The sequence below is a fragment of the Hydrogenophaga sp. FG152 genome (genome assembly GCF_057809615.1).
Genome location: NZ_JBMDKH010000023.1, coordinates 1 through 26,534, shown reverse-complemented (window position 1 = coordinate 26,534; position 26,534 = coordinate 1). Strand labels below are relative to the sequence as shown.

Below are 26,534 nucleotides of genomic sequence, written 5' to 3'. Positions count from 1 at the left end.
TCCACTGCTCACTATCACCCGAGGACGACATGCGCCTTCTGTTCATTGATTTCGATGGAGTTCTTCACCCCGTGGAAAACGCCAATCTGCAAGGAGGTCATTTCTGCTGGCTACCCATTCTGGTCAAGATGCTCGAGCAATACGACGATGTGCGGGTGGTCGTGCATTCCTCGTGGCGTTACGAATACACAGACCAAGAGCTTCGAGGCCTGCTGGGCCCATTGGGGGCAGCGCTCATCGGTAGCGCACCACGTCTGCGCCGAGAGAATGCGATTGAGTCGGTGCTCCAGTCAAACAAAGCGCTCCTGACGAGCCATCTTGTTCTTGACGATGACGCACGCGAGTTCACGTCAGGCAAGCTCAATCTTGTGCTGTGCGAGCCGCACCTCGGACTGTCAGACCTCAAGGTTCAGAACGCCGTCGAGTCCTGGCTTTGGCAAACAAAACCCCACACACAAGCGAGCTCTCGCACAAAGCTACCTCGTGGCTTCGGCGAAACCATTCTCTACTTGGACTATGACGGCGTTCTTCACCATGAAAACGTGCTCTGGCATCCGAGTCGTGGCGCATACGCCGGCCCCCCGGGGTTCCGCCTTTTCGAGCACGCTGCTCTCTTGGAGGAGCTCTTGAGTCCCTATCCTCAAATGCGCATCGTGTTGAGCACCGCCTGGGTACGAACGTACGGCTGCTACGGCAGCGCCAAGAGGTTGCCCCCAGGACTCCGCGCGAGGGTAGTCGGCGCCACCTTTCATAGTCGCATGGACCGTGCCGCGCATATCGCCAAGACGAGAGGCCAACAAGTCATCGAAGATGTGCTTCGCCGATGCCCCTACGCGTGGATGGCGCTCGACGATGTCGATGAGGGCTGGTCCCCAGAGGTGAGAGCGAACGTGGTTATCACGGACATGCGACTGGGTCTCAGCGCGCCTGGAACGGTGCAGACCGTCAAGGCGCTACTCGAACGTATTCACGCGAAGAACAGTGACGCGTAGGAGGCCAGGAGGAAGCTTCCGGCCGCGCCGTTACAGAAATTATTGTCAGTCCCAATAATTATATTTTTCAAAATAATTTCCATAGTGCTCACCTGAGAGCAGCTCGCTTGCAGCAGCCATTGGCGTCGACAAGAAGGTACCAAGTTCACAGCAAGATGAACACGGCCGGATTCAAAGCGCCGGCGCATGGCCAACGGGTCACCGACGATATTCTTTGACGACGACCGCTGGAATCGAGTGCCATCGCTTGTGACCCGGAGGGTTGGCCGATGACCTGCAAAGCCATCCTTTTTGTCTCCGACGCGGCGCTCAGTCTGGGCGCATCCGGATGCTGTATGCCGTCGCAAAGGTATTGCCGAGCATCCACGGTGACGAAGATGAGCGCTGAACTTGGCGGTGTTCAGACTGCGGAAGCGTCACTTCCTGTGCCGCTTATTAGTGCGACGCGCGGACACCCCCCAGCACAGGTGGAGCGAAGAAATGAATCCCAAAGCATCAACAATCTGCGCATTCACTTGGAGTTCTCCATGTTTCGAGTGCGCACCCGTACTGGCGGGCCGCTTAGTAGTGCGATTCACGTACCGTTCAGTAGTGTGATTCGCGGCAGCAAATTAGTGTGATTCCCCGCCTGTGACCTGAAACTTCGGCAGCTCGTGTTGCTGCCTTTTCTCTTCTGCAAACTGTTTGCCAGCGAGCAAGGAGCTGTTCGAGACCCAAACTCAACCTGGCGTCTTTTTCACCTGTGGATATCCGTTTTTGGCTATCCACAGGTGAAAAGCGCCTTGACGCGGCATCAACGCCTGGACATGTTCCACCGGTGCCCGCGCCCGTCTCAATCCCATTGCGGGTGGACACGCTGTTCATTCAGAGGTGAGCTATGGAGAAAAGATGGTGCAGCTCCTGCGGAGACGCTTTTGAACCTCGAGCACAGACGCCACGACAGGCGTTCTGCCCCAAAGCCGCGTGTCAGTTGGCGCGCAAACGGCTCTGGCAACAAGCGAAACGGAGCACTGACGACGACTACCGCAAAAACCAGGCCGCAGCTCAAGAGCTGTGGCGTCGCAGTCACCCGGACTATTGGCGCAAGTATCGAGAGGAGCACCCTGACTACGCAGCCGCGAACCGTGAACAGCAGAAGACGAGGAACGCCCGCAGAAGCGCTGGAGGCAACATGATTGCAAAGGACGACGCGTCGGTCGGCTCGATTCCTCTTGAGGGCATTTTCCGGTTGGTACTGCTATCGCCATTTCGCAAGGGGGCCGTCCGCCAGTGGACCGTGCGACTCACGCAGGTCTCGTAGGTCCGAAGCAGACGGACTGATTGCAAAAGAATTGCAAAGAGAGGACTGCATCGAAATCTCTGATTGCGGCTGTTACTGTGTCGCGACAGTGGTTTCCTAACGATAGTTGGCGTCAAAGAATGGCTCCGCTTCGAGGCCATTCGAACATGGGGCAGCACCATGAACTCTGTCGATACTCCAAACGGCACAGCGAGCGTTGTACGGGCAGTCGAGTACGTCCGCATGTCCACGGAGCATCAGCAGTACTCCACGCAGAATCAAGTCGACAAGATTCGAGAGTACGCGGCGCACCGAGGCATCGAAGTTGTTCGCACATACGCGGATGAAGGCAAAAGCGGACTGCGCATCGCGGGTCGGCTCGCCCTGCAGCAGCTCATCCGCGATGTGGAAGCGGGCAATGCAGACTTCTCGATGGTGCTTGTGTATGACGTCAGCCGCTGGGGACGGTTTCAGGACGCTGACGAGAGCGCGTACTACGAGTACATCTGCAAGCGTGCGGGCATCCAAGTCGCGTACTGTGCGGAGCAGTTTGAGAACGACGGCTCACCCGTTTCCACCATCGTCAAGGGCGTCAAGCGGGCGATGGCTGGTGAATACAGTCGCGAGCTCTCAGCAAAGGTGTTCGCGGGTCAGTGCCGCCTCATCGAGAAGGGCTTTCGCCAGGGTGGTCCTGCGGGGTTCGGATTGCGGCGGCTACTCGTTGACCAGACTGGTGCCCAGAAAGGTGAACTCAGCCGGGGCGAACACAAGAGCCTTCAGACCGACCGCGTGATTCTCGTGCCGGGACCGGACGACGAAGTTCGTGTCGTCCAGTCCATTTATCAGTGGTTTATCAGAGACGGAATCTCAGAAGGAGAGATTGCCGCACGGTTGAGCGCTCGAGGCATCAGCACGGACCGGGGCAGACCTTGGACGCGCGCAACTGTGCATGAGATTCTCATCAACGAAAAGTACATCGGGACCAACGTCTACAACCGGGTGTCGTTCAAGCTGAGGAAGCTGCGTGTCGCGAATCCGAGCGAGATGTGGATTCGAAAGCAAGACGCTTTCACGCCAATCGTTGCAAAGGAAGACTTCTACACTGCCCAAGGCATCATCCGAGCCCGCTCGCGTCGATACTCAGACGATGAGTTGATTGAGCGACTGCGTTCGCTGTATCAAAGTCGCCAGGCCCTGTCCGGTTTCATCATCAATTCGACCGACGGAATGCCATCCTCGTCCGTGTACGCGATGAGGTTTGGGAGCCTCATCCGGGCGTATCAGCTGGTGGGCTACGTACCTTCGCGTGACTTTCAGTACATCGAAATCAACCGACTACTGCGACGCCTGCATCCGACCATCGTCTCTCAAACCGAGGAGCAAATGATGGCCCTTGGCGGCAAGGTCTGGCGCGACCCCACCAACGACCTCTTGACTGTCAACGACGAGTTCCGCGCTTCGCTGGTGCTGGCACGGTGTCAGCAGCGGGACTCCGGACAGCTTTTCTGGAAAGTACGCTTTGACACTGGTCTGGCGCCTGACCTAACCGTTGCCGTGCGCTTGGCACCAGGAAATGAGACGGCGCTTGACTACTATCTGCTTCCACGACTGGAGTTCGGCATACCCCGCATACACCTGGGCGAACACAATCCCGTAGAGCTCGAGAGCTTTCGCTTTGACACGCTCGAGTACCTATATGGCATGGCTGCACGCTCTCGGCCGAGGTTGGCAGCATGACGGATGCAGCCGCCCCTGAGCTACGCATGATTCCACTGGAGCGAATCGAGGTTCTGAATCCGCGGGAGCGCAACCCACGCAAGTTCGACCTGATTGTGGACAACATCGGGGCAGTGGGCTTGAAGAAGCCGATTACCGTGACACCGCGTCCTGGAGAAGACGGTGCAGAGCGCTACGTATTGGTCTGCGGCGAAGGGCGCTACAAGGCCTTCAAGCGCTTGGGCGAAGCCCGAATTCCGGCACTGGTGGTCACTCTGTCGGACGAGGACGCTTTTGTCATGAGCTTGGTAGAGAACTTTGCCCGTCGGCGTCACAAACCACTGGAGCTGTTGCGCGGCCTGACCCTTCTTCGCGACAGAGGCTGCTCGGTGATGGAAATCTCCCGCAAGACCGGGGTCCATGAGACATACGTGCGCCAGATTCTGGACCTGGTCGACAGGGGAGAGGAGCGCCTGCTGGTGGCCGTTGAGCAGGGCAAGATGCCCATCACTGTGGCAATTCTGATTGTCAGCGCCGGAGAGGATGACAAAGCAGTTCAGACTGTCATGCAAACAGCATATGAGTCAGGAGAATTGCGCGGGCCACAACTCCTGTACGCCAAGCGGTTGGTGGAGCGAAGAAACTTTCTGGGTCGCTCGATTGCTAGAGCACCTTCCAAGAAGAAGCCCGAGTTGACATCTACCAGTCTCGTTCGTGCGTATCAAAAGGAAGTGGCGCGACAGCGACTCATGGTGCGCAAGTCCACCGCCGTTCAGCAACGTCTGCTGTTCTTCTTTGGCGCCCTGCGAAAGATGTTCGAGGACGAGAATTTCGTCAATGTCTTGCGACTTGAGGGCCTGGACACACTTCCAAAGTACCTGGCGGAGCGGGTGTCACACCGGGGAGGTATCAGATGAGCTCTGTCACGATTGCCTTTCTGCCCAAGCCGATTGTCCTGCCGGTCGACGGCCTACTACCCTCCGTAAGCCTCGACCCAAAGATGCTTACCTCGCTCAAGTACCGGCAGATTCGAGCGTCGATAGTTGAAATCGGGCTTATCGAGCCGCTTGCGGTCACTGCGGTTAATCGGAAGTCTGGTCAACACCTTGTGCTGGATGGACACCTGCGGCTTCAAGTGATGAAGGAGCTTGGGTTTTCCGAAGTCACATGCCTTGTCGCGACAGACGATGAAGCGTATACGTACAACAATCACATCAACCGGCTCTCGACGGTTCAAGAGCACTTGATGATTCGGCGCGCCATCGACCGGGGAATCCCCGTCGCAAAACTTGCGAAAGGTCTTTGCATTGACGTGTCGCTGATTCAAAAGAAGAGCTCTCTACTCGATGGCATCTGCACGGAAGCCATCGAGCTTCTGAGAGACAGAAATTTTTCGACGGAGGTGACACCTGCTCTGCGGCGCATGAAGCCCACGCGCCAGGTCGAGTGCGTTGAGCTCATGATTGCAGCGAATAGCGTGACCGCCAGCTACGCCCGCTCTCTACTAGCCGCCACGCCTCCGTCGCTGCTCATAGATGGGAAACGGGCACTCAAGAATCACTCCCTGTCTTTGGAACAGGTCGCTCGGATGGAACAGGAGATGGCAAACCTGCTTGGCCAGTACAAGATTGCCGAGCAGTCTCACGGCGAGGACATGTTGAACCTGATGCTGGCACGTGGCTACGTCGCGAAGCTTTTGGACAATCCAAGAGTCATGAAGTATCTCCAGGCGCACTACGCGGATGTCCTCGAAGAATTCTCGAGAATTGTGGAAACCACGTCCATCGACCCCTAGAAGTTGTCGCAACGGACCTCTCTCACACTCCGCCAAAGTCCTCACGAATGAGTCGCCTGCCAAGGGGATACTCGTCGAACGGGCAGGCCTTCATGACAGCGACAGGAAATCTGCGGAGGTTGTCAGGACCTTGGCAGAGTCTTCAGGCCCGAGTGACAGACAGCTGCTCAGGGCCGCAGAGAATGAGGAGTCATTTCCGGCGTCGACGTCGAGACCTCGCGACGGGACCGATTTTTTGACACCACCCCGAAAGAGCCCCAGCGCGCCAATTACGGGGGTCTACGTAATTACCGAACCCCACGTAATTCTCTGTAATGGCGGCAGAGTGACCTTACCGCGGGGCTCCCGAGGTCTTCGGACGGGGCTTAGCTACCACGTCGCCCCGGTTGACATGGTCACTTGAACAAGCAAGGCGAGGCAGCGCTTAGCTAGATTCGTCGTCGCTCTGACCGCATGTCACTACGGCCCTCAAGCATTTGGGAAGTTTTTCTCAGGATATGGGCCAACTCTTCCCAACTTATGGGTTCTCTATACGCTGGCGAGCCTTGATTTCCCTAGGGGTGGCTTCTCAACATATGGCGCTACCTACACTGGGCCGGCGTAGGCGCCACATTAAGTGGAACTGGCGCCAAAGTGCTGCGACTGGAGGTCGCTAGTTGTTGCGACCGTCGCAGAACATGTCAGCAGGGGTAGGGAAGCCGAGCGTCCTGCGCGGCCTCTCGTCGGGTCACTAGCGGGTCTTCATCGCCCGCCCGCAGGTACTTCCTAGCGGTGTTGCGAGCCAGGCCTGTGGGCCTGGAGATCTCGCAGATGACATCTGCTCGCGCGGAAGTTCCCGCTGGCACGTTGCTGCGGTCGGGATCGATGAAGATCCAAGGACTACCTCGACAACTCTTCGCGCAGCACCCTTTTCAGCACCTTGCCGGACGGGTTGCGCGGCAATGCTTCGACGGCAATGACCTCCTTCGGTGTCTTGAAGCCCCCCAGCTTGCCCTCGCAGTGCGCGCGAATCTGCTCCAAGGTCAACAACGCGCCGGGACGCAGCACAACCACGGCGGTGACGCGCTCGCCCCAGCGCTCATCGGGCAGACCGATCGCCGCGGCTTCTGCGACCTGAGGCAACTGGTAGAGGACTCGCTCCACCTCGGACGAAGCGATGTTCTCTCCACCGCTGATGATCATGTCCTTCTTGCGGTCGGTCAGGTAGAGAAAGCCTTCCTCGTCGAGCAGGCCGATATCGCCGGTGCGGAACCAGTCCCCGAAGAAGCTCGCCCCGGTTCTTTGCGGGTCTTTCCAGTAGCCGGGTGTGACCTTCGGCCCGCGCAGGCAGATCTCGCCCTGCGCACCGGCGGGCAAGGGCTGCCCCTGCTCGTCCATCACCGCCATCTGCACGTGCGCGAGCGCACGGCCGGTGGAGCCGATCTTCTCGATCTCGCGTCCCGCCTCCATGAAGGTGTCGCCCGAGCAGGTCTCGGTCAGGCCGTAGGCGTCGATGTAGCGTGCCTGGGTGAACAGCGAACCGAACTCGCGGATGCGTTCTTCCGGGGTCTTCTCGCCGCCGCCGATGAGCCAGCGAAAGCTGCCGAGATCGAAACGCTCACGCTGCGGCAGCGCCAGCACCCGGTTGAGCATCACCGGGGCCATCCAGCCGCCGGTGAGGCGCTCGCGCTGGATGATGCTCAGCGTGACCTCGGGTTCGAAATCGCGCAGCACGGCCAGCAGGCCGCCTTGCGCCAGCACGGCCAGCCCGGGCAGGTCGAAGGCGCCCACGTGGTACATCGGGCCCACCACCAGCAGGCGGTCTTCCTTGCCGAGACCCAGGGCGGCCACGTGGTCGAAGCTCTTCCACGCCGCATTGGCGTAGGTGTGCATCACGCCCTTGGGCCGGTCGGTGGTGCCCGAGGTGTACATCAGGCGGTACAAGTCGTCCGGGCGGCAGGCGTGGGGCTGTGTCGAGGGCGCGCAGCCTTCGGCCAGCACGCGGCTGTCTGACTGCGCCGCACGGGGCAGCACGATGCGCCGGGCCGTGCCCGCCGAGGCCTGCAACTCCTCGTCGCAGAACAGCAGCACCGCGCCCGCGTGGTCCAGGATGTAGGTCACCTCCTCCGCGCCCAGCCGGTAGTTGATGGGCAGCAGAACCGCCCCGGCGTGCGAGACCGCCAGCGCCAGCTCGACGAAGGCCGCGCTGTTCTTCATCAGCAGGGCCACCACCTCGCCGGGCCGCACACCCTGATCGCGCAGCAGGCCGGCGGCGGCCTCGACACGGCGCTGCAGCTCACCGAAACCGATCCGCTCTTCTTCGTACAAGAGCGCGGTGCGCCCGGGCTCGGTGCGCGCCCACCAGGCCACGCTTGCGCTCAACGACACCATGGCGTCTCCTTGTTGGTCTGCGGCACTCAGTACGAGCGTGGCATCCCGAGGTCGTGGTTGGCGACGTAGTTGAGGATCATTTCCTCGGACACCGGCGCAAAGCGGAACAGGCGGGCATCGCGCCACAGGCGCTCGACGTGGTATTCCTTCGCGTAGCCCATGCCGCCCATGGTCTGCATCGCGCGTTCGGTGGCGCGCGCCACGGTCTGCGCCGCCAGCAGCTTGGCGGCGTTGGCCTCGCTGCCGTAGGGCAGGCCCTGGTCGAAATTGGTGGCCGCCTTGTGGTTGAGCAAGCGCGCGGCTTCCACCTCCACATGGCATTGCGCCAGCGGAAACTGCAGCCCCTGGTAGGCGCTGATGGGTCGATCGCCGAACACCTTGCGGTCCTTGGCGTAATCCAGCGCGAGGCGAATGGCCAGCTCGCCCGTGCCCACCAGACCGGCCGTTGTCACGATGCGCTCGGTGTTGAGCACATCCAGCAGCTCGCGCCAGCCCTTGTGCAGCGTGCCGACGAGTTCGTCGGGCTCGATGCGCACGTTGTCGAAGAACACGCTGCTGGAATCCAGCGTGCAGGTGCCGAGCTTGTCGATGGGGGTGTGCGTGAGGCCTTCGCGCTTCACGTCGATCATGAACATCGACAAGCCATCGGTGCGCGAGCTGGCGTCTGCGAGCTTCTTGGTGCGGGCGATCACCAGCATCTTGCTGGCCGATTCCACCCCGGTGATCCAGATCTTGCGGCCGTTCAGGCGCCAGCCGTCGCCGTCGGCAGCGGCGAAGCTCTTGAGCTCCAGGGTGTTGGTGCCGGCGTCGGGCTCGGTCAGGGCCATGCAGCAGTTGATCTCGCCGCTGATGATCCCCGGCAGCAGCTCGGCGCGCATCTTGTCGTTGCCGAAGCGCGAGATCGAGACGCCGCCGAAGATCGGGTTGATCATGAACAGCTGGCCGACGGTGGAGCCGCCGCCCGTGGCGGCCAGGCTCTCGACGATCAGCGCCAGTTCCATCATGCCCAGGCCGCTGCCGCCATGCTCGGTAGGCAAGGCCGCGCCGCACAGGCCGGCGTCGCACACCGCCTTCCAGTACCCGGTCGGGAAGGCCTTGGCGGCGTCCTGCTTGCGCCAGTAGTCCAGGCCGAAGCGCTCGCCGATCTGGCGCGCGGAATCGACCATCATTTTTTGTTCGTCGCTGAATTGGAAGTCCATGCTGTCTCCGTCTAAATGTGCAAGGGTCTGCCGAAGGCCGCCAGCACCGATTCGTGCATCGCTTCGGACAGGGTGGGATGGGGAAACACGGTTTCCATCAGCTCGGCCTCGGTGGCTTCGAGCGTGCCGGCCAGCGTGAATCCGTGGATCAGTTCGGTGGCCTCAGGTCCGACGATGTGGGCACCCAGCAGGGCACCGGTGTCGGCATCGAAGACCGTCTTGACGAAGCCCGTGGCTTCGCCAATGGCAATGGCCTTGCCGCTTGCTTCGAGTGGGAACCGCCCCACGCGCAAGGGGCGGCCCAGCGCATGCGCCTCCTCTTCGGTCAGGCCCACGCTGGCGCTTGAGGGATGGCTGTAGACGCAGCTTGGGATCAGCGGCGCGGTCGCATGCCCCTGCAGGCCAGCAAGGCGCTCCACGCACGCCAGGCCCTGGTGGCTCGCGCGGTGCGCGAGCATCGGCGCCCCGGTGACGTCGCCGATCGCATGCACCTCGGGGTCTGCGGTGCGGCCCGAGGCGTCGGCCGCGATGAGGCCGCGCTCCAGCGCCACCCGGGTGTGCTCCAGCCCCAGGCCGTCGGTGTTGCCGGCCAGGCCGACCGCCACCAGCACGCGTTCGGCCTGCAACGTTTCCAGCCCGGTGGCGGTGAGCAGGTTCACCCGCACCCCGTCGGGTCCGACCTGGGCCGATTCGAGCCGTGCACCGGTGCGCAGGCGGATGCCGTCGCGCTCGAAGGCCTTGGCCACGAAGGCGGACACCTCGGCGTCGCCCGTGGGCAGCACGCGCGCCTGCGCCTCGACCACCGTGACCTGCGTGCCCAGCGTGGCGTAGAAGCTCGCGAACTCCATGCCGATCGCGCCGGCGCCAATGACCAGCAGGGACGCCGGCAGCGCGCGGGCCGCCAGCGCATCGCGGTAGCTCCACACGCGATCGCCGTCGAAGGGCAGCGCCGGCAGGGCCCGGGCATGCGCGCCAGTGGCCACGATGGTGTGGCGCGCGCGCAGGGTCTGGGTCGACCCGTCGGCGGCGCGCACGCGCACCGAGCGGTCGGGCGCGAAGGCGGCGTGGCCGTCGAGCACCATCACCCCGGCCTTGCGCAGCAGCTGCGACACGCCCCGGTTGAGGCGCTGCGCCACGTCGCGCGAGCGCGCCATGACGCGGGGAAAGTCGATCGTGGGCTCGGCCACGCCCAGCCCCAGGTCGCCAGCGTGGCGAATGCGGCGCAGCGTGTCGGCCGTGTGCAGCAGGGACTTGGTGGGAATGCAGCCCCAGTTGAGGCAGATGCCACCCAGGTGTTCGCGCTCCACCAGGGCGGTGCGCAGCTTGAGCTGCGCGGCGCGCAGCGCGGCCACGTAGCCGCCGGGGCCACCGCCGATGACGAGGACGTCGAAGTTCTTTTGCGCCATCACGCCACCAGCAGGCCCAGTGGCCGTTCGAGCGCGCCCACGATGCGCTTGAGGAACTGCAGCGCGGTGACGCCGTCGAGCACGCGGTGGTCGGCCGAGAGCACCAGACCGATCTCGCGCCGCAGGACGGGCTGCGCCTGCTCGTCGGGGCGGAACACGCCGCGCACGCTGCCCACGCCCAGGATCATGGCCTGGCCCGGGTTGATGATGGAGCTCATGTAAGTCACGTCGTGCATGCCCGCGTTGGACACGGTGATGGCGCCACCGGTCATCTCCGCCGCCCCCAGGCGCCCGGCCTGGGCGCGCGCTGCCGCCGCAGCGGCCTCGCGCGCCAGTTGCGCCAGCGGCTGGCGGCCGAGGTCGCGCAGCACCGGCACCATCAGACCGCGCTCGGTATGCACCGCCATGCCAACATCGGCGGTGGGCAGGCTCAGGATGCCGTCGGCGGTCCAGACCCGGTTGACTTCAGGCATCTGCGCCAGCGCGCGGCCCACGGCGGCCACGATGAAATGGTTCAGCGTGAAGCGGACCTCCGACTGCGCGGCGTTGAGTTCCGCGCGCAGCGTCTGCAGCGCCGAGACCTCGGCTTCGACCGACAGGTAGAAGTGCGGGATCTCCTGCTTGGCGGCCACCAGCCGGCGCGCGATGGTCAGCTCGGTGGCGGTGGGCGCGCGCAGCGCACCCGACGGCGCCACGCCGGCAGCGGGTGCCGGCACGGCGGCGGGCACCGCGGCCTCGGGCAGGTCCCGCGCCCGGATGCGGCCGCGCGGCCCCGAGCCGCTCAGGGTGTGCAGGTCGATGCCTCGCGCCTGCGTTAGCCGGCGCGCCAGGGGCGTGGCCAGCAGGCGCTCGACTGGCGTGCGCGGGGTGGCGGGCGGCGCAGGTGTCGCGGGCGGCGCAGCGACCACCGGCGCGGGCTGCGCGGGTGCCGGCCCGGCTGCGCCGGCACCGGGCGCGCCATCGTCCCAGTAACCGAGCACAGTGCCCACGGCCAGGGTCGCTCCGAGCTCGGCAGTGATCTCCAGCAGGGTGCCGTCGGCTTCGGCGGGTATCTCGGTGGCGGCCTTCTCGGACTCAATGACGAAGATGCTCTGGTCGGCGCGGAAAGCGTCGCCCGGTTTCACCATCCACTCGACCAGCGTGCCTTCGGCCATGGTCAGGCCGAGCTTGGGCACCAGCAGTTCACGTCGCATGGTGTCAGCGTCCGGTGAATTGGGGCGCGCGCTTTTCGAGGAAGGCGCGGCAGCCCTCGTGCGCGTCGGCGCTGTCGAGCACGAGACCGATCATGGCCTGCTCGTGGGCCAGCGCGGTGGGCAATGGCATCTCCAGGCCGTCGCGCAGGCTGCGCTTGAGCAGCTTGAGCGTCAGCGGCGATTTCTCGGCGATCTTCGCGGCCACGGACAGCGCCTCGTCGAGCAGGCGCTCGCGCGGCACGGTGCGGTTGCACAGACCCAGCGCCACGGCCTCCTCGGCCGTGATCTGCTCGCCGCAGAACATCATTTCCTTGGCGCGGCACAGCGGAATCTGCCGGATCAGCCGCTGCGAGCCCCCGGCCCCCGGGAACAGCCCCAGCGTGATCTCGGGCAGGCCCAGGCGCGCTTCCTGAGCGACCAGGCGGATGTCCAGGGCCAGCAGCAGCTCGGTGCCGCCGCCCAGGGCCCAGCCGTTGATGGCGCCGACGGTGGGCTTGTCGCTCACCTCGAAGCGGCGGAACACCCGGTGGATCACCTCGGCGAATTCCTGGTAGTGCGCCAGCCCCTGGCGGCTGTCCAGGTCGGCGATGTCGCCGCCGGCCACGAAGGCGCGGTCGCCTGCGCCGGTCAGCACGATAGCCCGCACAGCCGTGTCCTGCTCCAGCTCGGTCAGCGCCGACTCCAGGGCCAGCAAGGTGTCCACGTTGAGGGCATTGAGGGTCTTGGGGCGGTTGATGGTGAGCAGGCCGACGGCGCCTCGGCGCTCGCACACCACCACGGATTGGGATTCGGACATGGCAACGGTCTCCAGAGTCAGTTGAGGGTCTTGCGCGCGGCGGCCAGCACGGCGTCCACGCTGACGGCGTAGCCCTTCTCCAGCGAGCTGGCGAAAGGCACGGGCATGAAGGGCGCGCCCACGCGCAGCACTGGCGCGTCGAGCTCGTCGAAGCCTTCATCGGACAGGGTGGCGGCGATCTCCGCACCGACCCCGAAGGCCGTGACGGCTTCGTGCACGACCACGGCGCGGTGCGTGCGGGCCAGTGAGGCCAGCACGGTGGCGCGGTCCCAGGGCTGGATCGAACGCAGGTCGATCACCTCCGCCTCCACCCCCTCGGGGGCCAACGCCTGCGCGGCCTGCAGGCACAGGGCGACGGTGGCGCCGTAGCTCACCAGCGTGAGGTCGCGCCCGGGCCGCACGATGCGCGCTTCGCCGATGCGGCCCACCACGGGCTCCACCGGGCCTTTCTGCGCGTAGAGGCCTTTGTGCTCCACGACGATCACCGGGTCCGGGTCGTCGATCGCCGCGCGCAGCAGCGAGTACGCGTCCTGCGGCGTGGATGGACACACCACCTTGAGCCCAGGCACGTGGGCCAGCCAGGCCTCCAGGCACTGCGAGTGCTGCGGGCCGGCGCTCAGGCCACCGCCGTGCGGCGTGCGCAGCACCATGGGCACGCTGCCCTGGCCGCCGAACATGAAGCGCGCCTTGGCGGCCTGGTTGACCAGCGCGTCCATGGCCAGCGTGATGAAGTCCATGAACATGATCTCCACCACCGGCCGCATGCCCGTGAGCGCGGCACCGACGGCGGCGGAGACGATGGAGGCTTCGGAGATCGGCGTGTCCAGCACGCGCTGCGGGCCGAAGCTCTCCAGCAGCCCGCGCGTGGCCTTGAACGAGCCCCCGGCGGCGGCGATGTCCTCGCCCAGCACCATCACGCGTTCATCGGCCTCCAGACTGTCGCGCAAGGCCTGAGCGACCGCCTGGACGTATCTCATTTCCACTGCGCTCATGCGCGGTTCTCCTGGGTGGCTGGGGTGTAGACGTCGCCGGCGGCGTCCTCGAAGAGCGGCAAGGCATCGGCCCGCGCGGCGGTGATGGCGGCCTCGACCCGGGCCAGCACATCGCGGTCGATGCGCTCGACCTCGGCCTGCGGCACGCCGGCTTTCGCCAGCGCGGCCCGCGCGCGCACCAGGGGGTCTTTGGCGGAGAGGCCTTGCAGTTCGTCGGCGTCGCGGTACTTCTGCGGGTCGCCTTCGTAGTGGCCGCGCACGCGGTGGGTGACGCACTCCAGCACGCGCGGCCCCCGGCCTTCGCGCAGCGCGGCGGCGGCGGCGCTGGCTGCCTCGGCGACCGCCGCCACGTCGTTGCCATCGACCTGCTCGTAGCCGATGCCGAAGGCCTTGGCCAGCGCTTCGAGCTTCGCGGCGAACTGTCGCGAGGTTGGTGAGAACTCCGACCAGCCGTTGTTCTCGCACACCAGCAACAGCGGCGTCTTCCACAGCGCGGCCATGTTCAGGGTCTCGTGCAGCACCCCTTCGGCCATCGCCCCGTCGCCGAAGAAGGCCACGGCCACGCCGCCGGTGCGCCGCGCCGCGTGCGCGATCGCGCTGCCCAGGGCGATCGGGATGCCGGCGCCGACGATGCCGTTGGCGCCCAGGATGCCCAGACTCAGGTCGGCCACATGCATGGAGCCGCCCCGGCCCCGGCACAGCCCGCCGGCCCGGCCCATGATTTCCTTGAAGAAGCCGTCCACGTCGATGCCGCGCGCCAGCACGTGGCCGTGGCCCCGGTGCGTGGTGGCCAGCGAGTCCTGCGGCAGCAGGGCGCTGGCGACCCCAGCGGAGATGGCTTCCTGCCCGAGGCTCAGGTGGATGAAGCCGGGCACCTCGCTGTTGGCGAACAGCCGGCTCAGGGCCTGCTCCACCTCGCGCACCAGCACCATGGTCTGGTACAGCGCGAGCAGCGGTGCCGGCGGCGCGGCCTGGCGGTTCTTTCGGGGAGCGGCGCTCATGCCAGGACCTCCTCGTGCAGCAGGCGCACCGTGCCGGTCACGCGGTCTGCACCGTCGTCGCCACGCACCCAGACCGTGTAGCAATCGGTCTCGCCGTCGCGCAGCTCGCCGCCGGCGCGGATGGTCTCGCCGGCGCGCACCGGCTTGACGAAGCGCACGTCCAGGTCCACCCGCTGCGAGGCCGCTTCGCCAAAGGTGCGGAACAGCGATTGCCACAGCAGGCAGATCGACATCGTGCCGTGGGCGATGCAGCCGCCCATCGAGGTGCCGGCGGCGTACACCGGGTCGATGTGGATGGGGTTCATGTCGTCGGTCAACTCGCCGTAGGCCAGGATGACCGCGGGGTCGGCGGTCAGCGCGACGGTTTGCAATGCAGTGCTCATGGTCAGGCAGCCCAGATGAGAGAAAGGATTCCGCTGTAGACGGCACGGCCGCCGGCGCCGGTGCCGCGCACCTCGAGGTCGAGGTAGCGGCGCTCGCGCTTGATTTCCTTGGACAGGCAGGTGACCACCGTGCGGATGGCTTCGCCGGGTTGCGGCACCGCGTCCAGCGTGAAGCGCTGGCGCGCCTGCACGTTGCCCGGCGGGCGCGGCGTGACCACGCCCAGGTAGCCGCGCATCATCATGGCCACCGCGATGCCGGCCCCCTCGGCCGGGCCGCCCGCGTGGTCGTGGCCGAAGATGCCGCGCCAGGCCGCGGCCAGCGCGGGCTCGAAGGTTTCGGTGAGTTCACCCAGCGGCGCGCCCGGCTGGAAGTCGTCCCAGAGGATCGGCGGCTTCATGCGCAGACCTCCGCTTGCGGCAGGGCCACACCCTCGACCTCGCGAAAGCCGATGCGCACGCGGCTGCCGATGGCGATCGGTGCGGCGGCGCCGCCGCTCACATTGACCATCAGGCGGAAGCCCTCGTCCATGTCGATGAGGGCGATGACGTAGGGCGCCTCGTCGCGGAAGGCGGGCGTCGGCGCGCGGTGTACCGTGGTGTGGCTCAACACGAGGCCGAAGCCGCCGGCATCGCGCCACGCGAGGGCATCGCTCTGGCACGCGGCACACAGCGCGCGCGGCACGCGTTGCACGGTGCCGCACTGCGCGCAGCACTGGTAGCGCACCACGCCGGCGCTGCAGCCGTCCCAGAACGGCTGGGTCTCGGCGGTCGGTCGAGGCAAAGGGCGGCTCATTCAGTGGACTCCCAAGACAAGTGAGCAATGAGCCGACAGGATCCCGCCGTCGCCGTGCACGAACGCCAGCTTCGCGTCCTTCACCTGGCGCGCATCGGCGCGGCCACGCAGCTGGTGGACGGCTTCGACGGCGTGGAACATGCCGCCGGCCGCACCGGAGTGGCCGTAAGACAGCAGGCCGCCATGGGTGTTGCAGGGCAAGCGCCCGCCCAGACCGAGGTCGCCGCGCGCGGCGGCGTGGCCAGCCTCGCCCGGCTCGAAGAAGCCGATCGATTCGAGCTCGACGGCGAGCGTGATCGTGAAGGAGTCGTAGATCTCCGCGACGTCGATGTCGCCGGGCGCCACGCCCGCGCGGCCGAAGGCGGTCTGCGACGACGCCTTGCAGCCGAACTGCGTGAGGCTCGGCGCCGCGACGATGTGTTCGTGCGTGTGGCCCTGCCCGGCCCCCAGCACCTCCACGGGCTGGCCCCGGGTGTCGCGCGCCGCTTCGCGGCTGCTCACCACCAGCGCCGCGCCGCCGTCGGAGATCAGGCAGCAGTCCAGCATGCGCAGGGGAGAGGCGATCTCCTTGGATGCCAGCACCTGAGCCACGGTGATGGGCTCGCGCTTGTGGGCCTTCGGATGACGGCCTGCATGGCGGCGATGTTCCACCGCAATGGCGGCCAGCTGTTCGGAGGTGACGCCGGTCTCGTGCATGTAGCGGCGCGCGACCAGCGCGTAGGACGCGGGCACGCTGATGCCGAATGGCCGCTCGAACTGCGGATGCCCGACCTCGGCGAGCGCAGCCATCGCGCCGTCCCGGGACATGCCGGTGAGCCGGTTGTCGCCCGTGACCACCAGCACATGGCGGCACTGGCCGCTGGCCACCAGCGCGGCCGCCTGCATGACCATGATGCAGGCGCTGGCGCCGCCGGCCTGGATGGCCGCGCAATAGCCGGGGTGAATGCCCAGCGACTCGCAGAACACCGAGGCCAGCATCAGGTGCGGCTCGGTGAACGAATAGGCGCACAGCACGCCATCGATGTCCGAGAGGCGCAGGCCGGCGTCGGCCACCGCGCCCATGGCGGCTTCAGCGTGCAGGCCCATGCAGCTGCTGCCGGGCAGCTCGCCGACGGCGGTGTCGAAGGCCCCGGTGATGAAGGCGTTCATCGTCATTTCTTCACCCCGGGAAAGCGCAGGGGTTGTTTCTGCAGGAAATTCGCCACGGCCTCGTCGTGGTAGGCGGTGTGGATGGCCAGGGCCTGTGCGCTGGACTCCAGCTCGGCCAGCGTGTCCTGGTCGAGGTTGAACGAGCGGTTGAGGATGTTCTTGGCAATGCCCAGGGCTTCGGTGGACGCGTCGTGGTACCGCGCGGCCAGGGCCAGCGCCTCATCGAACAGGCTTTCGACGGGCACCACCCGCATGACGATGCCCAGCTCGCGCGCCTCGTCCGCGTGCACTTCACGCGCGGAGAACACCAGGTCCTTGGCGCGCTGCAGGCCGACGATGCGCGGCAGCAGGAAGAAGCCACCGAGGTCGGGCACCAGGCCGATGCGGCCGAACACGGCGCAGAAGCGCGCGCGCGGCGTGGCCAGCACGAAGTCGCAAGCCAGCGCGAGATTGAACCCGGCGCCGAAGGCCGGCCCGTCGACCGCGGCGATCACCGGCTTTTCCAGATTCACCAGCTCGCGGAACCAGGTGTGCAGGCGGCGGATGCGATCGCGGTCCTTGAAGACCGGGCGCTTGGCTTCCGACAGCGACTTGAGGTCGCCGCCGGCGCAGAAGACGCCCTCGGCGCCGGTAATGACGACGGCGCGCACGCTGTCGTCGTCGCGCGCCTCGAAGACCGCCTGCGCGATCCCTTCGCGCACCTCCAGGTCGAAGGCGTTGCGGCGCTCGGGGCGATGGATGCGGATGACCAAGGTCGCGCCGTGGCGCTCGCGCAGCACGAAGTCGCTCATGGCTTGAACCCCAGGCTGCGAGCGATGATGTTGCGCTGGACTTCGCTGGTGCCTTCACCAATCACATAGACCAGGGCATCGCGGTGGATGCGGCCCACCGGGTACTCGCGCATGATGCCCGCGCCACCGTGGATGCGGATGGCCTGCTCGCTGACCGAGAGCGCTGTCTCGGACGCCACCAGCTTCACCCGCGCGGCCGTGGCCGCGTCGAGCGTGCCCTGGTCGACGCGCCAGGCGCCGTGGTACACCAGCCATTTCGCGGCCTCGATCTGCGCCGACATGTCCGCCAGCTTGTGGCCGATGGCCTGGTAGTCGCCCACGCGCCTGCCGGCCACAAGGCGGTCTTCGGCAAAGGCCTTGGCCGCGTCGAAGGCGGCGCGCGCCATGCCCAGGGCGTTGGCGGCCACGCCGACCCTGTTTTCGCTGAGCGACTCCAGGATCACCGGGTAGGTGCCGGTGCGCGCGCCCAGCAGGCAGTCGTCCGGCACGAAAGCGTCGGTGATGTGGATGAGCGCGGTCTCCGATGCACGAATGCCCTCCTTGCGCAGCTTGTGGATCTCGAAACCGGCGTTGGGCAGTTCGACGATGAACAGGCTGATCGCATCGGGCTTGAGCTCCGGCTCGGTGCGGGCCGCGACCAGCAGGAAGTCGGCGATCGGCGCGTTGGTGATGTAGAGCTTGCTGCCGTTGAGCCTCCAGCCGCCGGGCACGCGCTCAGCGCGCGTCTTCATGGCGCGCACGTTGGAGCCGCCGTCGGGCTCGCTCAGACCAAAGCCCGCCACCTTCTCGCCCGCCAGCGCCGGCTTGAAGAAGCGTTCTCGCTGGTCGGGCGTGCCGGTCTTCCAGATCGGCCAGATGCCCAGGTGGGTGTGGGCCGACCAAGCCGAGGCGAAGCCCTGGCTCATGTAGCTCAGCTCTTCCCGCACGATGCAGTCGCTGATCTTGTCCATGCCGCTGCCGCCGTCTTCCTCGGGGTAGCGCACGCCCAGCAGGCCCAACTCGCCCCAGCGCTTGAACGCCTGGCGCGGAAAGCTCTCGTTCTCTTCGGCATCGACCACCAGAGGGGCCAGCTCGTCCTGGCACAGGCGCCGGACCGTGTCGCGGACAGATTCGTGTTCAGCAGAGAAGGAAAAATCAAGGCTCATGGTGTTGGTTATTCTGTATAGAGATTAGTATTTTCTAAAGAGAATTTTAGATGCGGTGGTCGGTGCTGTCAACCGCGCCCGGCCGCGCCTTGTCGCGGCGCAGCCCGCCGAGGTAGCCGGCGATGCGCTCGCGCACCCCGTCCTGGGCGAAGTTCTCCGCCATCAGAGGGGCGACGGCCGCCACCCGGGCCACCAGGGCCTCGGGCGGGTGGGCCCGCCGGGCGCCGGCACGCGCCACCCGCAGCGCGCCGCTGCGCTCCAGATAGAACGCCAGCCGCTGCGCCGCCAGGGCCTCGAAATCCCCGACCGGCAGCACCTCGGTCACCAGACCAGCGCGGTGGGCCTCGGCGGCATCCAGCGCCTGCCCCAGGCACAGGCGCGAAGCGAGCGCCGGCGACACGCGCGACTGCAGCACCGCCTCGACGATGACGGGGTACATGCCGAAGCGGATCTCGGGGCAGCCGAACTCCAGGTCGTCCGCGGCGATCACCACGTCGGCCAGCGCCAGCAGCAGGGCACCCGCCCCTGACGCCTTGCCGCGAGCGATCGCCACCAGCGGCGCGGGACTGAGCGCGCGCTGCCGGATCAGCTCCAGCAGCGCCGTCCCATGCCCGGCCAGCTGCCCGGCACCGGCCACGAACTCCTCGATATCGGCACCGGCACAGAACAGGCGGCTGGACGCACTGCGCAACACATGCACCTCGGCGCCCGGTCGCCCCAGCCCCGCCGCCAGGCTTTCCAGCATGGCGTGGGTCAGCGCATTGGCCTTCCCGGGCCGGTTCAGCGTCAGCGTGCGCGCCATCGCCCCTTCTTCGATCACCACCCAGGTCTCGCTCATGCCGTCTGCCTCCTGAAGCCAGGGACCGCCGCGCACCCGATGTCCGCGCCAACCCTCTTGCATCGTTCTTGATAACGAATTATATTCTCCATATTGAATAACCAGCAAGGACATTCATGAGCAAACGACAGCCCCGGCCCCAACCCCTGAACCAGGTGGATCGGGCGGCATTTCGGGACATGTGCCGGGTTTTCGCCGAGCGCGAGATCGGCCCGCGGTGGCAAGCCGCCGACGACGAGAAGCGCTTCCCGCGCGCGTTCTACGAAGCCGCCGCGCGGGCCGGCCTGATCGGCATCACGGCCGCCGAGGAGATCGGCGGCGCCGCCCTGGGCGCCTATGAAGAAGCGATCGCCATGGAGGAACTGGCCAAGGTCAACCCGAACCTGGCGGTCTCGGTGCTGGTGCAGAACGTGGCCGGCTCCATCCTGTATGAGCATGGCCATCCCCACCATCGCGACATCGCGCGGCGCAACATCGCGGGCGAATGCCTGGTGGCCATCACGATCACCGAGCCCGAAGCCGGCAACGACATCCAGAACGTGAGCACCCGCGCCACGCGCGACGGCGACCACTGGGTGCTCGACGGCATCAAGTCCTTCATCACGCTGGGCGGCGACGCCGACATCCTGGTCACCCTGGCCCAGACCGACCCCGCCGCCGGCCGCCACGGCATGCGCTTCTTCGCGGTGGACCGCCGCACACCGGGCATCGAGACCAGCCAGATCGACACCTACGTCAACCGGCCCGCCCCCACCTTCCGGGTGATGTTCAACCAGGCGCGGGTGCCGGCCGACGGCCTGCTGGAAGCGGGCTTCGCCGAGATCATGGCCGGCTTCAACCGCGAACGCATCATGGTGGCCGCGCGCTGGCTCGGCCACATGCAGACCGCACTGGCCTGGGGCCTGGAGTACGCCGCCACGCGGCAGCAGTTCGGCCGCCCCATCGGCGCCAACCAGTCCATCGCCTTCGCACTCGCGCAGGCCCACCTCGACGTGGAGGCCGCGCGCCGCCTCACCTACCACGCGGCCGAACGCTGGGACAGCGGCGTACCGCTCGAAGACGTCATCCTGGACGTCTCCACCGCCAAGCTGCACGCCACCCAGGCGGTGGTGCGCGTCACCCAGACCGTTCTGCACACCGCCGGCGGTTGGGGCCTGACAACCGAATTGCCCGCCATGCGCTGGGCACTCGACGCCCTGGTCGCACCGGTCACGGTGGGCAGCGTCGAGATCCAACAGCGCGCCATCGCGCGCCAGCTGGGTCTGCCGGTGGACTGAGTACCGCAGACCATTCTTCCCACCGAGACATCACCAAGGACAATCATGAAAATGCAATGGAGACTCCCAACCGCCCGCGCCACGCTTCTCTCGGCAGCCTGCCTCATGGCCGCGCCGATGGCCGCCCACGCCAACGACTACCCCACCAAGCCCGTGACCTTCGTCGTCGCCTCGGCGGCCGGCGGCATTCTGGACACCATCGGCCGCATCGTGGCGCGCGGCATGGAGAAGATGGGGCAGCCGGTGGTGGTCCAGAACGTCCCTGGCGGTGGCAGTTCGCTGGGCACGGCGGCCGTGGCGCGCGCACCGGCCGACGGCTACACCGTGGGCATGGTGGCCACGAGCCACGCGATCAACCCGAGCGTGTACGCCAGCCTGCCCTACGACACGCAGCGCGACTTCATCACCATCTCGCACGCCGTGAGCCTGACCAATGCGCTGGTGGTGCACCCGTCCGTGCCGGCCGCCAACCTGCAGGAGTTCATCGCCCTGGCCAAGCGCGAGCCGGGCAAGCTGAACTGCGGCTCGGCCGGCAACGGGCAGTCCAACCACCTCTCGCTGGAGATGTTCAACACCGAGGCCGGCATCAAGCTCAGCCACGTGCCCTACCGGGGCAGCGCGCCGGCGCTCAACGATGTGCTGGCCGGCGTGCTGACCTGCATGTTCGTGGACGTGCTGTCGGCCAAGCAGCACATCGCCGCCGGCAAGCTCAAGGCCCTGGCCGTCTCCAGCAGTGAGCGCGTGGCCGAACTGCCCGATGTGCCCACCTTCGCACAGGCCGGCATGAAAGACTTCGATGCCAACTCCTGGCTGGCGGTGGTGGTGCGCACCGGCACACCCAAGGACGCGGTCGAGCGGCTGGGCAAGTCGGTCGCGCAGACCATGAAAGAACCCGAGGTGCGCCAACGCCTGCTGTCCATGGGCATCGAGCCGGTGGGCGCGCTGCCGGCCGAATCGCAGAAGTTCATCGAGAAGGAGATTGCGCGATACACCAAGGCGGTGAAGAGCGCGGGAGTGAAAATTGACTGATTGCAACGGCGGTGCCGGCGCGGCTTCGCGCCTGGCCAGCCTCTTCAAGGCGCGCAGCGTCGCCATCGTCGGCGCGTCGTCCGACCCCGCCAAGATCACCGGTCGCCCGCTGGCCTACATGCTGGCGCGCGGCTACGCTGGCGAGCTGTTTCCGGTCAACCCGGCGCGCAGCGAGGTGCAGGGCCTCCCGGCCTACCCCTCGCTGTCGGCGATCGGCAAGCCGGTGGACCTGGCCATCGTGGGCACCTCAGCCGAACAGGTCGAACCGGTGATCCGGGAAGGCATCGCGGTCGGGGTCAGGGCTTTCGTGGTGTTCTCCTCCGGTTTCGCCGAGGTCGGCGATGAAGGGCGCGTCCTGCAGGAGCGGCTGCGCTCGCTCTCGCGCGAGCACGGCGTGGCCATCCTCGGGCCGAACTGCCTGGGCCTGGCCAACAGCGCCACGGGCCTGATCGCCTCGTTCACCACCGCGCTGGAATCGGCCCCGCTGCAGCGCGGACACTTTGCCTTCGTCAGCCAGAGTGGGGCGCTCGGGGCCTACTGGCTCGACATCGTGCTGCGCTCGGGCCTGGGGTTCAGCCAGTGGATCTCCACCGGCAACGAATGCGACGTGGACGCCGCCGAGGCCATCGACTTTCTGGTCGACGATCCCGACACACGCGTGATCGGCCTGTACCTGGAGGACATCCGCGACACGCTGGCGTTTCGCCGCGCCCTGCAGCGCGCCGCGCGGGCCGGCAAGCCCGTGATCGCGATGAAGTCCGGCCGCTCCCAGGCGGGCGCCAAGGCCGCCGCTTCCCACACCGGCGCGCTGGCCGGCGACGACACGCTCTACGACGCCTGCCTGCGCCAGTGCGGCGCGCTGCGGGTGGACTCCCTGTCGTCCATGATCGATGCCGCGCGCCTGTACCTGTTCGACAGCGCGCCCCAGGGCTCGCGCCTGGCGGTGATGTCGGTCTCGGGCGGCGCGGGTGTGCTGATCGCCGACGAATCGGAGGCACTGGGCCTGGCGCTGCCGCCCTTCGCCGACGCCACCTGCAACGCCCTGCGCCCCCTGCTGCCCTCTTTCGCGCGCCCGGCCAATCCCCTGGACCTCACGGGCAACGTGGTGCAGAACACCGCCAGCATCTCCAAGGCCCTGACCGCCGTCGCGCAGGATCCCGAGGTCGATGCCATCGTGCTGTTCGTCGGTCTCATGCACAGCATCGCCCATGCCTTCACCGATGCACTGGCCAGCGCGCGCCAGCACATCCGCCAACCCATCGTGGTGGTCTGGATGGGCGCCATGCCCGAATCCGTCGCGGTGGTCGAAGCCGCGCGCATCCCGGTCTTTGCCGACATCCCCCAGGCCATGCGCGCCCTCGCGGCCGCGCGCCAGCTGGCCGAGCTGCAGGCCGGCGCGCGCAACGCCCTGCAGGCCGACACCCTCGCCCTGCCCCGCGCCACCGAGACCCAGGCACTGTCGGAATGGGAGGGCAAGCAGTTGCTGGCGGGCCAGTCGGCGGTCGGTGTGCCGCAAGGCGTGCTGATCGCCCCCGGCGCAGCCCCCGCAGACCTGCCGCAAGGGCCGCTGGCGGCCAAGCTCCAGTCGGCCGAGTTGCTGCACAAGAGCGATGCCGGCGGCGTGATCCTGCGCATCGAATCGCCCGCCGCGCTGGAGCAGGCGATCGAGCGCCTGCGGCAGGTCGGCGCGGGCCTGAAGCTGGACATGCAGGGCATCCTCGTCGAACAGATGGTGCCGTTCGACCACGAACTCGTGCTGGGTCTGCGCCGCGACCCCCGCTTCGGCGCCCTGCTGACCGTGGGACGGGGCGGCGTGGAAGTCGAGCTTGACCCGGATGCCGCCACCCGGCTGCTGCCGCTGGCCCCTGCCGAGATCGAAGCCCTGCTGCGCGGGCTGCGCTCGGCCCGGCTGCTGCAGGGCTTTCGAGGCCGCCCGCCGGTGGACCTGCCGGCGCTCGCGGCGCGCATCGCCGCCCTGTGCGACTGGTTCCTGGACCAGCCGGCGCTGACCGAGGTGGAGATCAATCCGCTGGCGGTCCGGGGCGGCGAGGCCTGGGCGCTCGATGCCCTGGTGACGCGCAGCGCGTGAGCCCCTCTGGCCAGGCGCGCGGGCCGCGGGCCCGGGCGCCTGGAGGTCACTAGAATGACCCGGATGGATGCAAAAGCAGATCGGATGAAGGACAGCGAGGCCCCCCCGGACAAGCTGGTGGGTGCCCTGGTGAGCGGCTTGAGCGTGCTGCGCTACCTGGCCGCCAGCGGCTCGCCGGTGGGCGTCACGCGCATCGCCCGCGAGCTCGAACTCAACGCCAGCACCTGCTTCAACCTGCTCAAGACCCTGGTCCACGAAGGCCTCGTGACCTTCGACGACGGCACCAAGACCTACGCCATCGGCATCGGCCTGGTGGAACTCGCGCGCGGTGCGCTGGAGCAGTCCTCGTTCGTTCGCATGCTGCGCCCGCACCTTGAAGCCATCGCCGGCGAGCACCGCGTCACCACCACGCTCTGGCAGCGCTCCAGCAAGGAGCGGGTGACGCTGGTGGACCTGGCCGACACCAGCGCCGCGATCCGCGTGCACATGAGCATCGGCCAGCGGCTGCCGGTGTACATCGCGGCCCTGGGCCGCTGCATGGCGGCGTACTCGGACCTCACGGAAGACCAGCTGCGCGAGAAGATCGGCAACCTGCGCTGGGAAAACGCACCGAGCTTCGAGGAGTACTACGCCGAGGTCCAGCAGGTGCGCGACCGTGGCTACTCGGTCGACAACGGCAACTACGTCAAAGGGGTCACCACCGTGTCGGCCCCGGTCGTCGATGCCAACAACCGCGCCATCATGGCCATCAGCGCCGTGGGCTTCAGCGCCCAGTTCAACAAGATTGCCATCCGGCAACTGGGCGAAGAACTGCACGAGCGCACCAGGGCCATCTCGCGCGCACTCTCGGGCCGGGTCCGCACCTGAACCGGCGCGCGGGAGCTCGCCCCTCCCGCCCTTTCAGCACCCCCTCTCGTCAGGTCCTTGACGGCCGTCTCGCTCATCTGTATTATTTTCCTGAAAGAATTTTTTTCTCATTAAAGAATATTTGATCAGGAACCCACCATGAACGCGCCTGTTGCCGTGATCACCGGCGCCGCCAGCGGCATTGGCGCGGCCTGCGCCCGCGCCCTCGCGGCGGCGGGCCACCGGGTCGTGCTGGCCGACCGCCGCCTGGCAGACGCTGAACAGCTGGCCGCCGAACTCGGCGGTGTGGCGCTCGGTGTGGACGTGGCGGAAGAAGCCTCGGTGGCAACGGCGGCCCGGCAGGTCATGGACGCGTGGGGGCGGGTCGACGTCCTCGTCAACAGTGCGGGCGTGCTGCAGAGAACCCTGCCGCCCGGCCAATTGACGATGAAGGAATGGGACTTCGTGTCGCGTGTGGACCTGCGCGGCACCTACCTCAGCTGCGCCGAGTTCGGGCAACGCATGGTCGCAGGCGGCGGTGGGGCCATCGTCAACATTGCCTCGGTGGCCGGCATGCGCTCCGGCCCCTTGCACGCCTACGGCCCGGCCAAGGCCGGCGTCATCAGCCTCAGCGAATGCCTGGCCGCCGAATGGGGGCCGGCGGGTGTGCGGGTGAACACCGTCTCTCCGGGCTTCACGGCCACGCCCGCACTCAGCAAGGGCTTCGACACCCACACGCTGGAAGAAGATCACCTCAAGGCCGCCACGGTGCTGAACCGGCTCGTGAAGGCGGAGGAGATCGCGGCCGCCGTGCTGTTCCTGGCGTCGCCCGCCGCTTCGGCGGTCACGGGCGTCAATCTGCCCGTGGACTGCGGCTACCTCGTCGCCACCCCCTGGGCGAGTTATGGCGGGCTGCGCCGCGCGCCGTGAAGTCAATCCGAGGTCCCTCCTATGCCATTCGCAAACGACACGTTGACGCTAGACGCGTTAAACCTTCTGGTGGAGATCGCTGTCCAACATCCCGATGCGCCAAACCCTCGCACGCGCGAAGCACTCCAGGCCCTGCTGATGCGCGCGGAACAAGGTTTCCCGGAGCCTGTCTTCGCGCCCGAACAATTTGCCTACTTGCCGGTCACCTGCTTTGACGGCGACCACATCACGGGCGTCGACATCGCGTTCGCCGCCCTCTTCGCCGTGGCGCAAACCCGGCTGCCGCTCCATGTCCTGAGCGCCAGCACCCCAAAAGTCGCAGCATGGTGGCATTCCCTGACGCGCTGGCAGCGCAACGAAAGCGCGCACCTGCCAACGCCGACTTCAACCTCTGGAACAACATGAAGATTTTGGTACCTGTCAAACGCGTGGTGGATTACAACGTCAAGGTTCGCGTCAAGAGCGACGGTACCGGCGTGGACATCGCCAACGTCAAGATGAGCATGAACCCGTTTGACGAGATCG

24 protein-coding genes and 1 pseudogene are annotated in these 26,534 nt (G+C 66.6%); 11 read left to right on the top strand and 14 right to left on the bottom strand.

From position 1 onward, the window contains the following. The first annotated feature begins 29 nt into the window (after positions 1-29). The 4 genes from ACODTB_RS22845 (at position 30) to ACODTB_RS22830 (ending at position 5,782) form a co-directional block, all read left to right on the top strand. Positions 30-992: an HAD domain-containing protein gene (locus tag ACODTB_RS22845; RefSeq protein ID WP_488929777.1), complete on the top strand. Its 963-nt coding sequence runs from the start codon at positions 30-32 to the stop codon at positions 990-992. A gap of 1,459 nt (positions 993-2,451) precedes the next feature. Further along, positions 2,452-4,008: a recombinase family protein gene (locus tag ACODTB_RS22840; protein WP_488929776.1), complete on the top strand. Its 1,557-nt coding sequence runs from the start codon at positions 2,452-2,454 to the stop codon at positions 4,006-4,008. Next, positions 4,005-4,904 (top strand): plasmid partitioning protein RepB C-terminal domain-containing protein, encoded by a 900-nt coding sequence (locus ACODTB_RS22835; protein WP_488929775.1) that lies wholly within the window; start codon positions 4,005-4,007, stop codon positions 4,902-4,904. Before ACODTB_RS22840 ends, ACODTB_RS22835 begins: the two co-directional genes overlap by 4 nt. Beyond that, on the top strand, positions 4,901-5,782 hold the full coding sequence (locus ACODTB_RS22830) for a plasmid partitioning protein RepB C-terminal domain-containing protein (RefSeq protein WP_488929774.1): 882 nt from the start codon (positions 4,901-4,903) through the stop codon (positions 5,780-5,782). The genes ACODTB_RS22835 and ACODTB_RS22830 overlap by 4 nt, the downstream gene beginning before the upstream one ends. An 879-nt stretch (positions 5,783-6,661) precedes the next feature. Here ACODTB_RS22830 and ACODTB_RS22825 read toward each other — a convergent pair. The 14 genes from ACODTB_RS22825 to ACODTB_RS22760 are packed head-to-tail and all read right to left on the bottom strand — an operon-like array spanning position 6,662 to position 19,838. Next, positions 6,662-8,152, bottom strand: a complete 1,491-nt coding sequence (locus ACODTB_RS22825) for an AMP-binding protein (RefSeq protein WP_488929773.1) — start codon at positions 8,150-8,152, stop codon at positions 6,662-6,664. A gap of 26 nt (positions 8,153-8,178) precedes the next feature. Further along, positions 8,179-9,351, bottom strand: coding sequence for an acyl-CoA dehydrogenase family protein (locus ACODTB_RS22820; RefSeq protein ID WP_488929772.1), 1,173 nt, complete (start codon positions 9,349-9,351; stop codon positions 8,179-8,181). An 11-nt stretch (positions 9,352-9,362) separates the two neighbouring features. After that, the gene (gene lpdA / locus ACODTB_RS22815; RefSeq protein ID WP_488929771.1) at positions 9,363-10,757 is read right to left on the bottom strand and encodes a dihydrolipoyl dehydrogenase; all 1,395 of its coding nucleotides are present in this window, start codon (positions 10,755-10,757) and stop codon (positions 9,363-9,365) included. After that, the gene (locus tag ACODTB_RS22810) at positions 10,757-11,950 is read right to left on the bottom strand and encodes a dihydrolipoamide acetyltransferase family protein (protein ID WP_488929770.1); all 1,194 of its coding nucleotides are present in this window, start codon (positions 11,948-11,950) and stop codon (positions 10,757-10,759) included. Before ACODTB_RS22810 ends, lpdA begins: the two co-directional genes overlap by 1 nt. 4 nt (positions 11,951-11,954) lie before the next feature. Further along, positions 11,955-12,746, bottom strand: a complete 792-nt coding sequence (locus tag ACODTB_RS22805) for an enoyl-CoA hydratase/isomerase family protein (protein ID WP_488929769.1) — start codon at positions 12,744-12,746, stop codon at positions 11,955-11,957. A 17-nt stretch (positions 12,747-12,763) separates the two neighbouring features. Then, on the bottom strand, positions 12,764-13,738 hold the full coding sequence (locus ACODTB_RS22800; protein WP_488929768.1) for an alpha-ketoacid dehydrogenase subunit beta: 975 nt from the start codon (positions 13,736-13,738) through the stop codon (positions 12,764-12,766). Then, positions 13,735-14,739, bottom strand: a complete 1,005-nt coding sequence (locus ACODTB_RS22795; RefSeq protein WP_488929767.1) for a thiamine pyrophosphate-dependent dehydrogenase E1 component subunit alpha — start codon at positions 14,737-14,739, stop codon at positions 13,735-13,737. Before ACODTB_RS22795 ends, ACODTB_RS22800 begins: the two co-directional genes overlap by 4 nt. Next, a complete protein-coding gene (locus ACODTB_RS22790) occupies positions 14,736-15,122 on the bottom strand; it encodes a MaoC family dehydratase (protein WP_488929766.1) in 387 nt (128 codons plus the stop codon). Before ACODTB_RS22790 ends, ACODTB_RS22795 begins: the two co-directional genes overlap by 4 nt. Positions 15,123-15,124: 2 nt before the next feature. Further along, positions 15,125-15,520 (bottom strand): hypothetical protein, encoded by a 396-nt coding sequence (locus tag ACODTB_RS22785; RefSeq protein WP_488929765.1) that lies wholly within the window; start codon positions 15,518-15,520, stop codon positions 15,125-15,127. Further along, entirely contained in the window at positions 15,517-15,915 is a 399-nt protein-coding gene (locus tag ACODTB_RS22780; protein WP_488929764.1) for a Zn-ribbon domain-containing OB-fold protein, read from the bottom strand. Before ACODTB_RS22780 ends, ACODTB_RS22785 begins: the two co-directional genes overlap by 4 nt. After that, a complete protein-coding gene (locus ACODTB_RS22775; protein WP_488929763.1) occupies positions 15,916-17,070 on the bottom strand; it encodes a thiolase family protein in 1,155 nt (384 codons plus the stop codon). It abuts the gene before it with no gap. Further along, entirely contained in the window at positions 17,067-17,855 is a 789-nt protein-coding gene (locus tag ACODTB_RS22770) for an enoyl-CoA hydratase/isomerase family protein (RefSeq protein ID WP_488929762.1), read from the bottom strand. Before ACODTB_RS22770 ends, ACODTB_RS22775 begins: the two co-directional genes overlap by 4 nt. Then, positions 17,852-19,000: an acyl-CoA dehydrogenase family protein gene (locus tag ACODTB_RS22765; protein WP_488929761.1), complete on the bottom strand. Its 1,149-nt coding sequence runs from the start codon at positions 18,998-19,000 to the stop codon at positions 17,852-17,854. Before ACODTB_RS22765 ends, ACODTB_RS22770 begins: the two co-directional genes overlap by 4 nt. A gap of 46 nt (positions 19,001-19,046) precedes the next feature. Then, positions 19,047-19,838: an enoyl-CoA hydratase/isomerase family protein gene (locus ACODTB_RS22760; protein ID WP_488929760.1), complete on the bottom strand. Its 792-nt coding sequence runs from the start codon at positions 19,836-19,838 to the stop codon at positions 19,047-19,049. Positions 19,839-19,954: 116 nt separating this feature from the next. Between ACODTB_RS22760 and ACODTB_RS22755 the strand changes: the two genes are divergently transcribed. The 7 genes and pseudogenes from ACODTB_RS22755 to ACODTB_RS22725 all read left to right on the top strand — a co-directional run. Further along, positions 19,955-21,115: an acyl-CoA dehydrogenase family protein gene (locus tag ACODTB_RS22755; protein ID WP_488929759.1), complete on the top strand. Its 1,161-nt coding sequence runs from the start codon at positions 19,955-19,957 to the stop codon at positions 21,113-21,115. A gap of 51 nt (positions 21,116-21,166) precedes the next feature. Next, on the top strand, positions 21,167-22,144 hold the full coding sequence (locus ACODTB_RS22750) for a Bug family tripartite tricarboxylate transporter substrate binding protein (RefSeq protein WP_488929758.1): 978 nt from the start codon (positions 21,167-21,169) through the stop codon (positions 22,142-22,144). Continuing rightward, positions 22,137-24,233 carry an acetate--CoA ligase family protein gene (locus tag ACODTB_RS22745; RefSeq protein WP_488929757.1) on the top strand — a complete coding sequence of 699 codons (2,097 nt, stop codon included), beginning with the start codon at positions 22,137-22,139 and terminating at the stop codon, positions 24,231-24,233. Before ACODTB_RS22750 ends, ACODTB_RS22745 begins: the two co-directional genes overlap by 8 nt. A 63-nt stretch (positions 24,234-24,296) precedes the next feature. Further along, the gene (locus ACODTB_RS22740) at positions 24,297-25,100 is read left to right on the top strand and encodes an IclR family transcriptional regulator (RefSeq protein WP_488929756.1); all 804 of its coding nucleotides are present in this window, start codon (positions 24,297-24,299) and stop codon (positions 25,098-25,100) included. A 138-nt stretch (positions 25,101-25,238) separates the two neighbouring features. After that, positions 25,239-26,009 carry an SDR family NAD(P)-dependent oxidoreductase gene (locus ACODTB_RS22735; RefSeq protein WP_488929755.1) on the top strand — a complete coding sequence of 257 codons (771 nt, stop codon included), beginning with the start codon at positions 25,239-25,241 and terminating at the stop codon, positions 26,007-26,009. Positions 26,010-26,030: 21 nt separating this feature from the next. Then, complete coding sequence (locus ACODTB_RS22730; protein WP_488929754.1) at positions 26,031-26,414, top strand: hypothetical protein; 384 nt, start codon at positions 26,031-26,033, stop codon at positions 26,412-26,414. Beyond that, positions 26,411-26,534, top strand: a pseudogene (locus ACODTB_RS22725) (electron transfer flavoprotein subunit beta/FixA family protein); the annotation flags it as partial. The gene ACODTB_RS22730 and the pseudogene ACODTB_RS22725, both read left to right, overlap by 4 nt.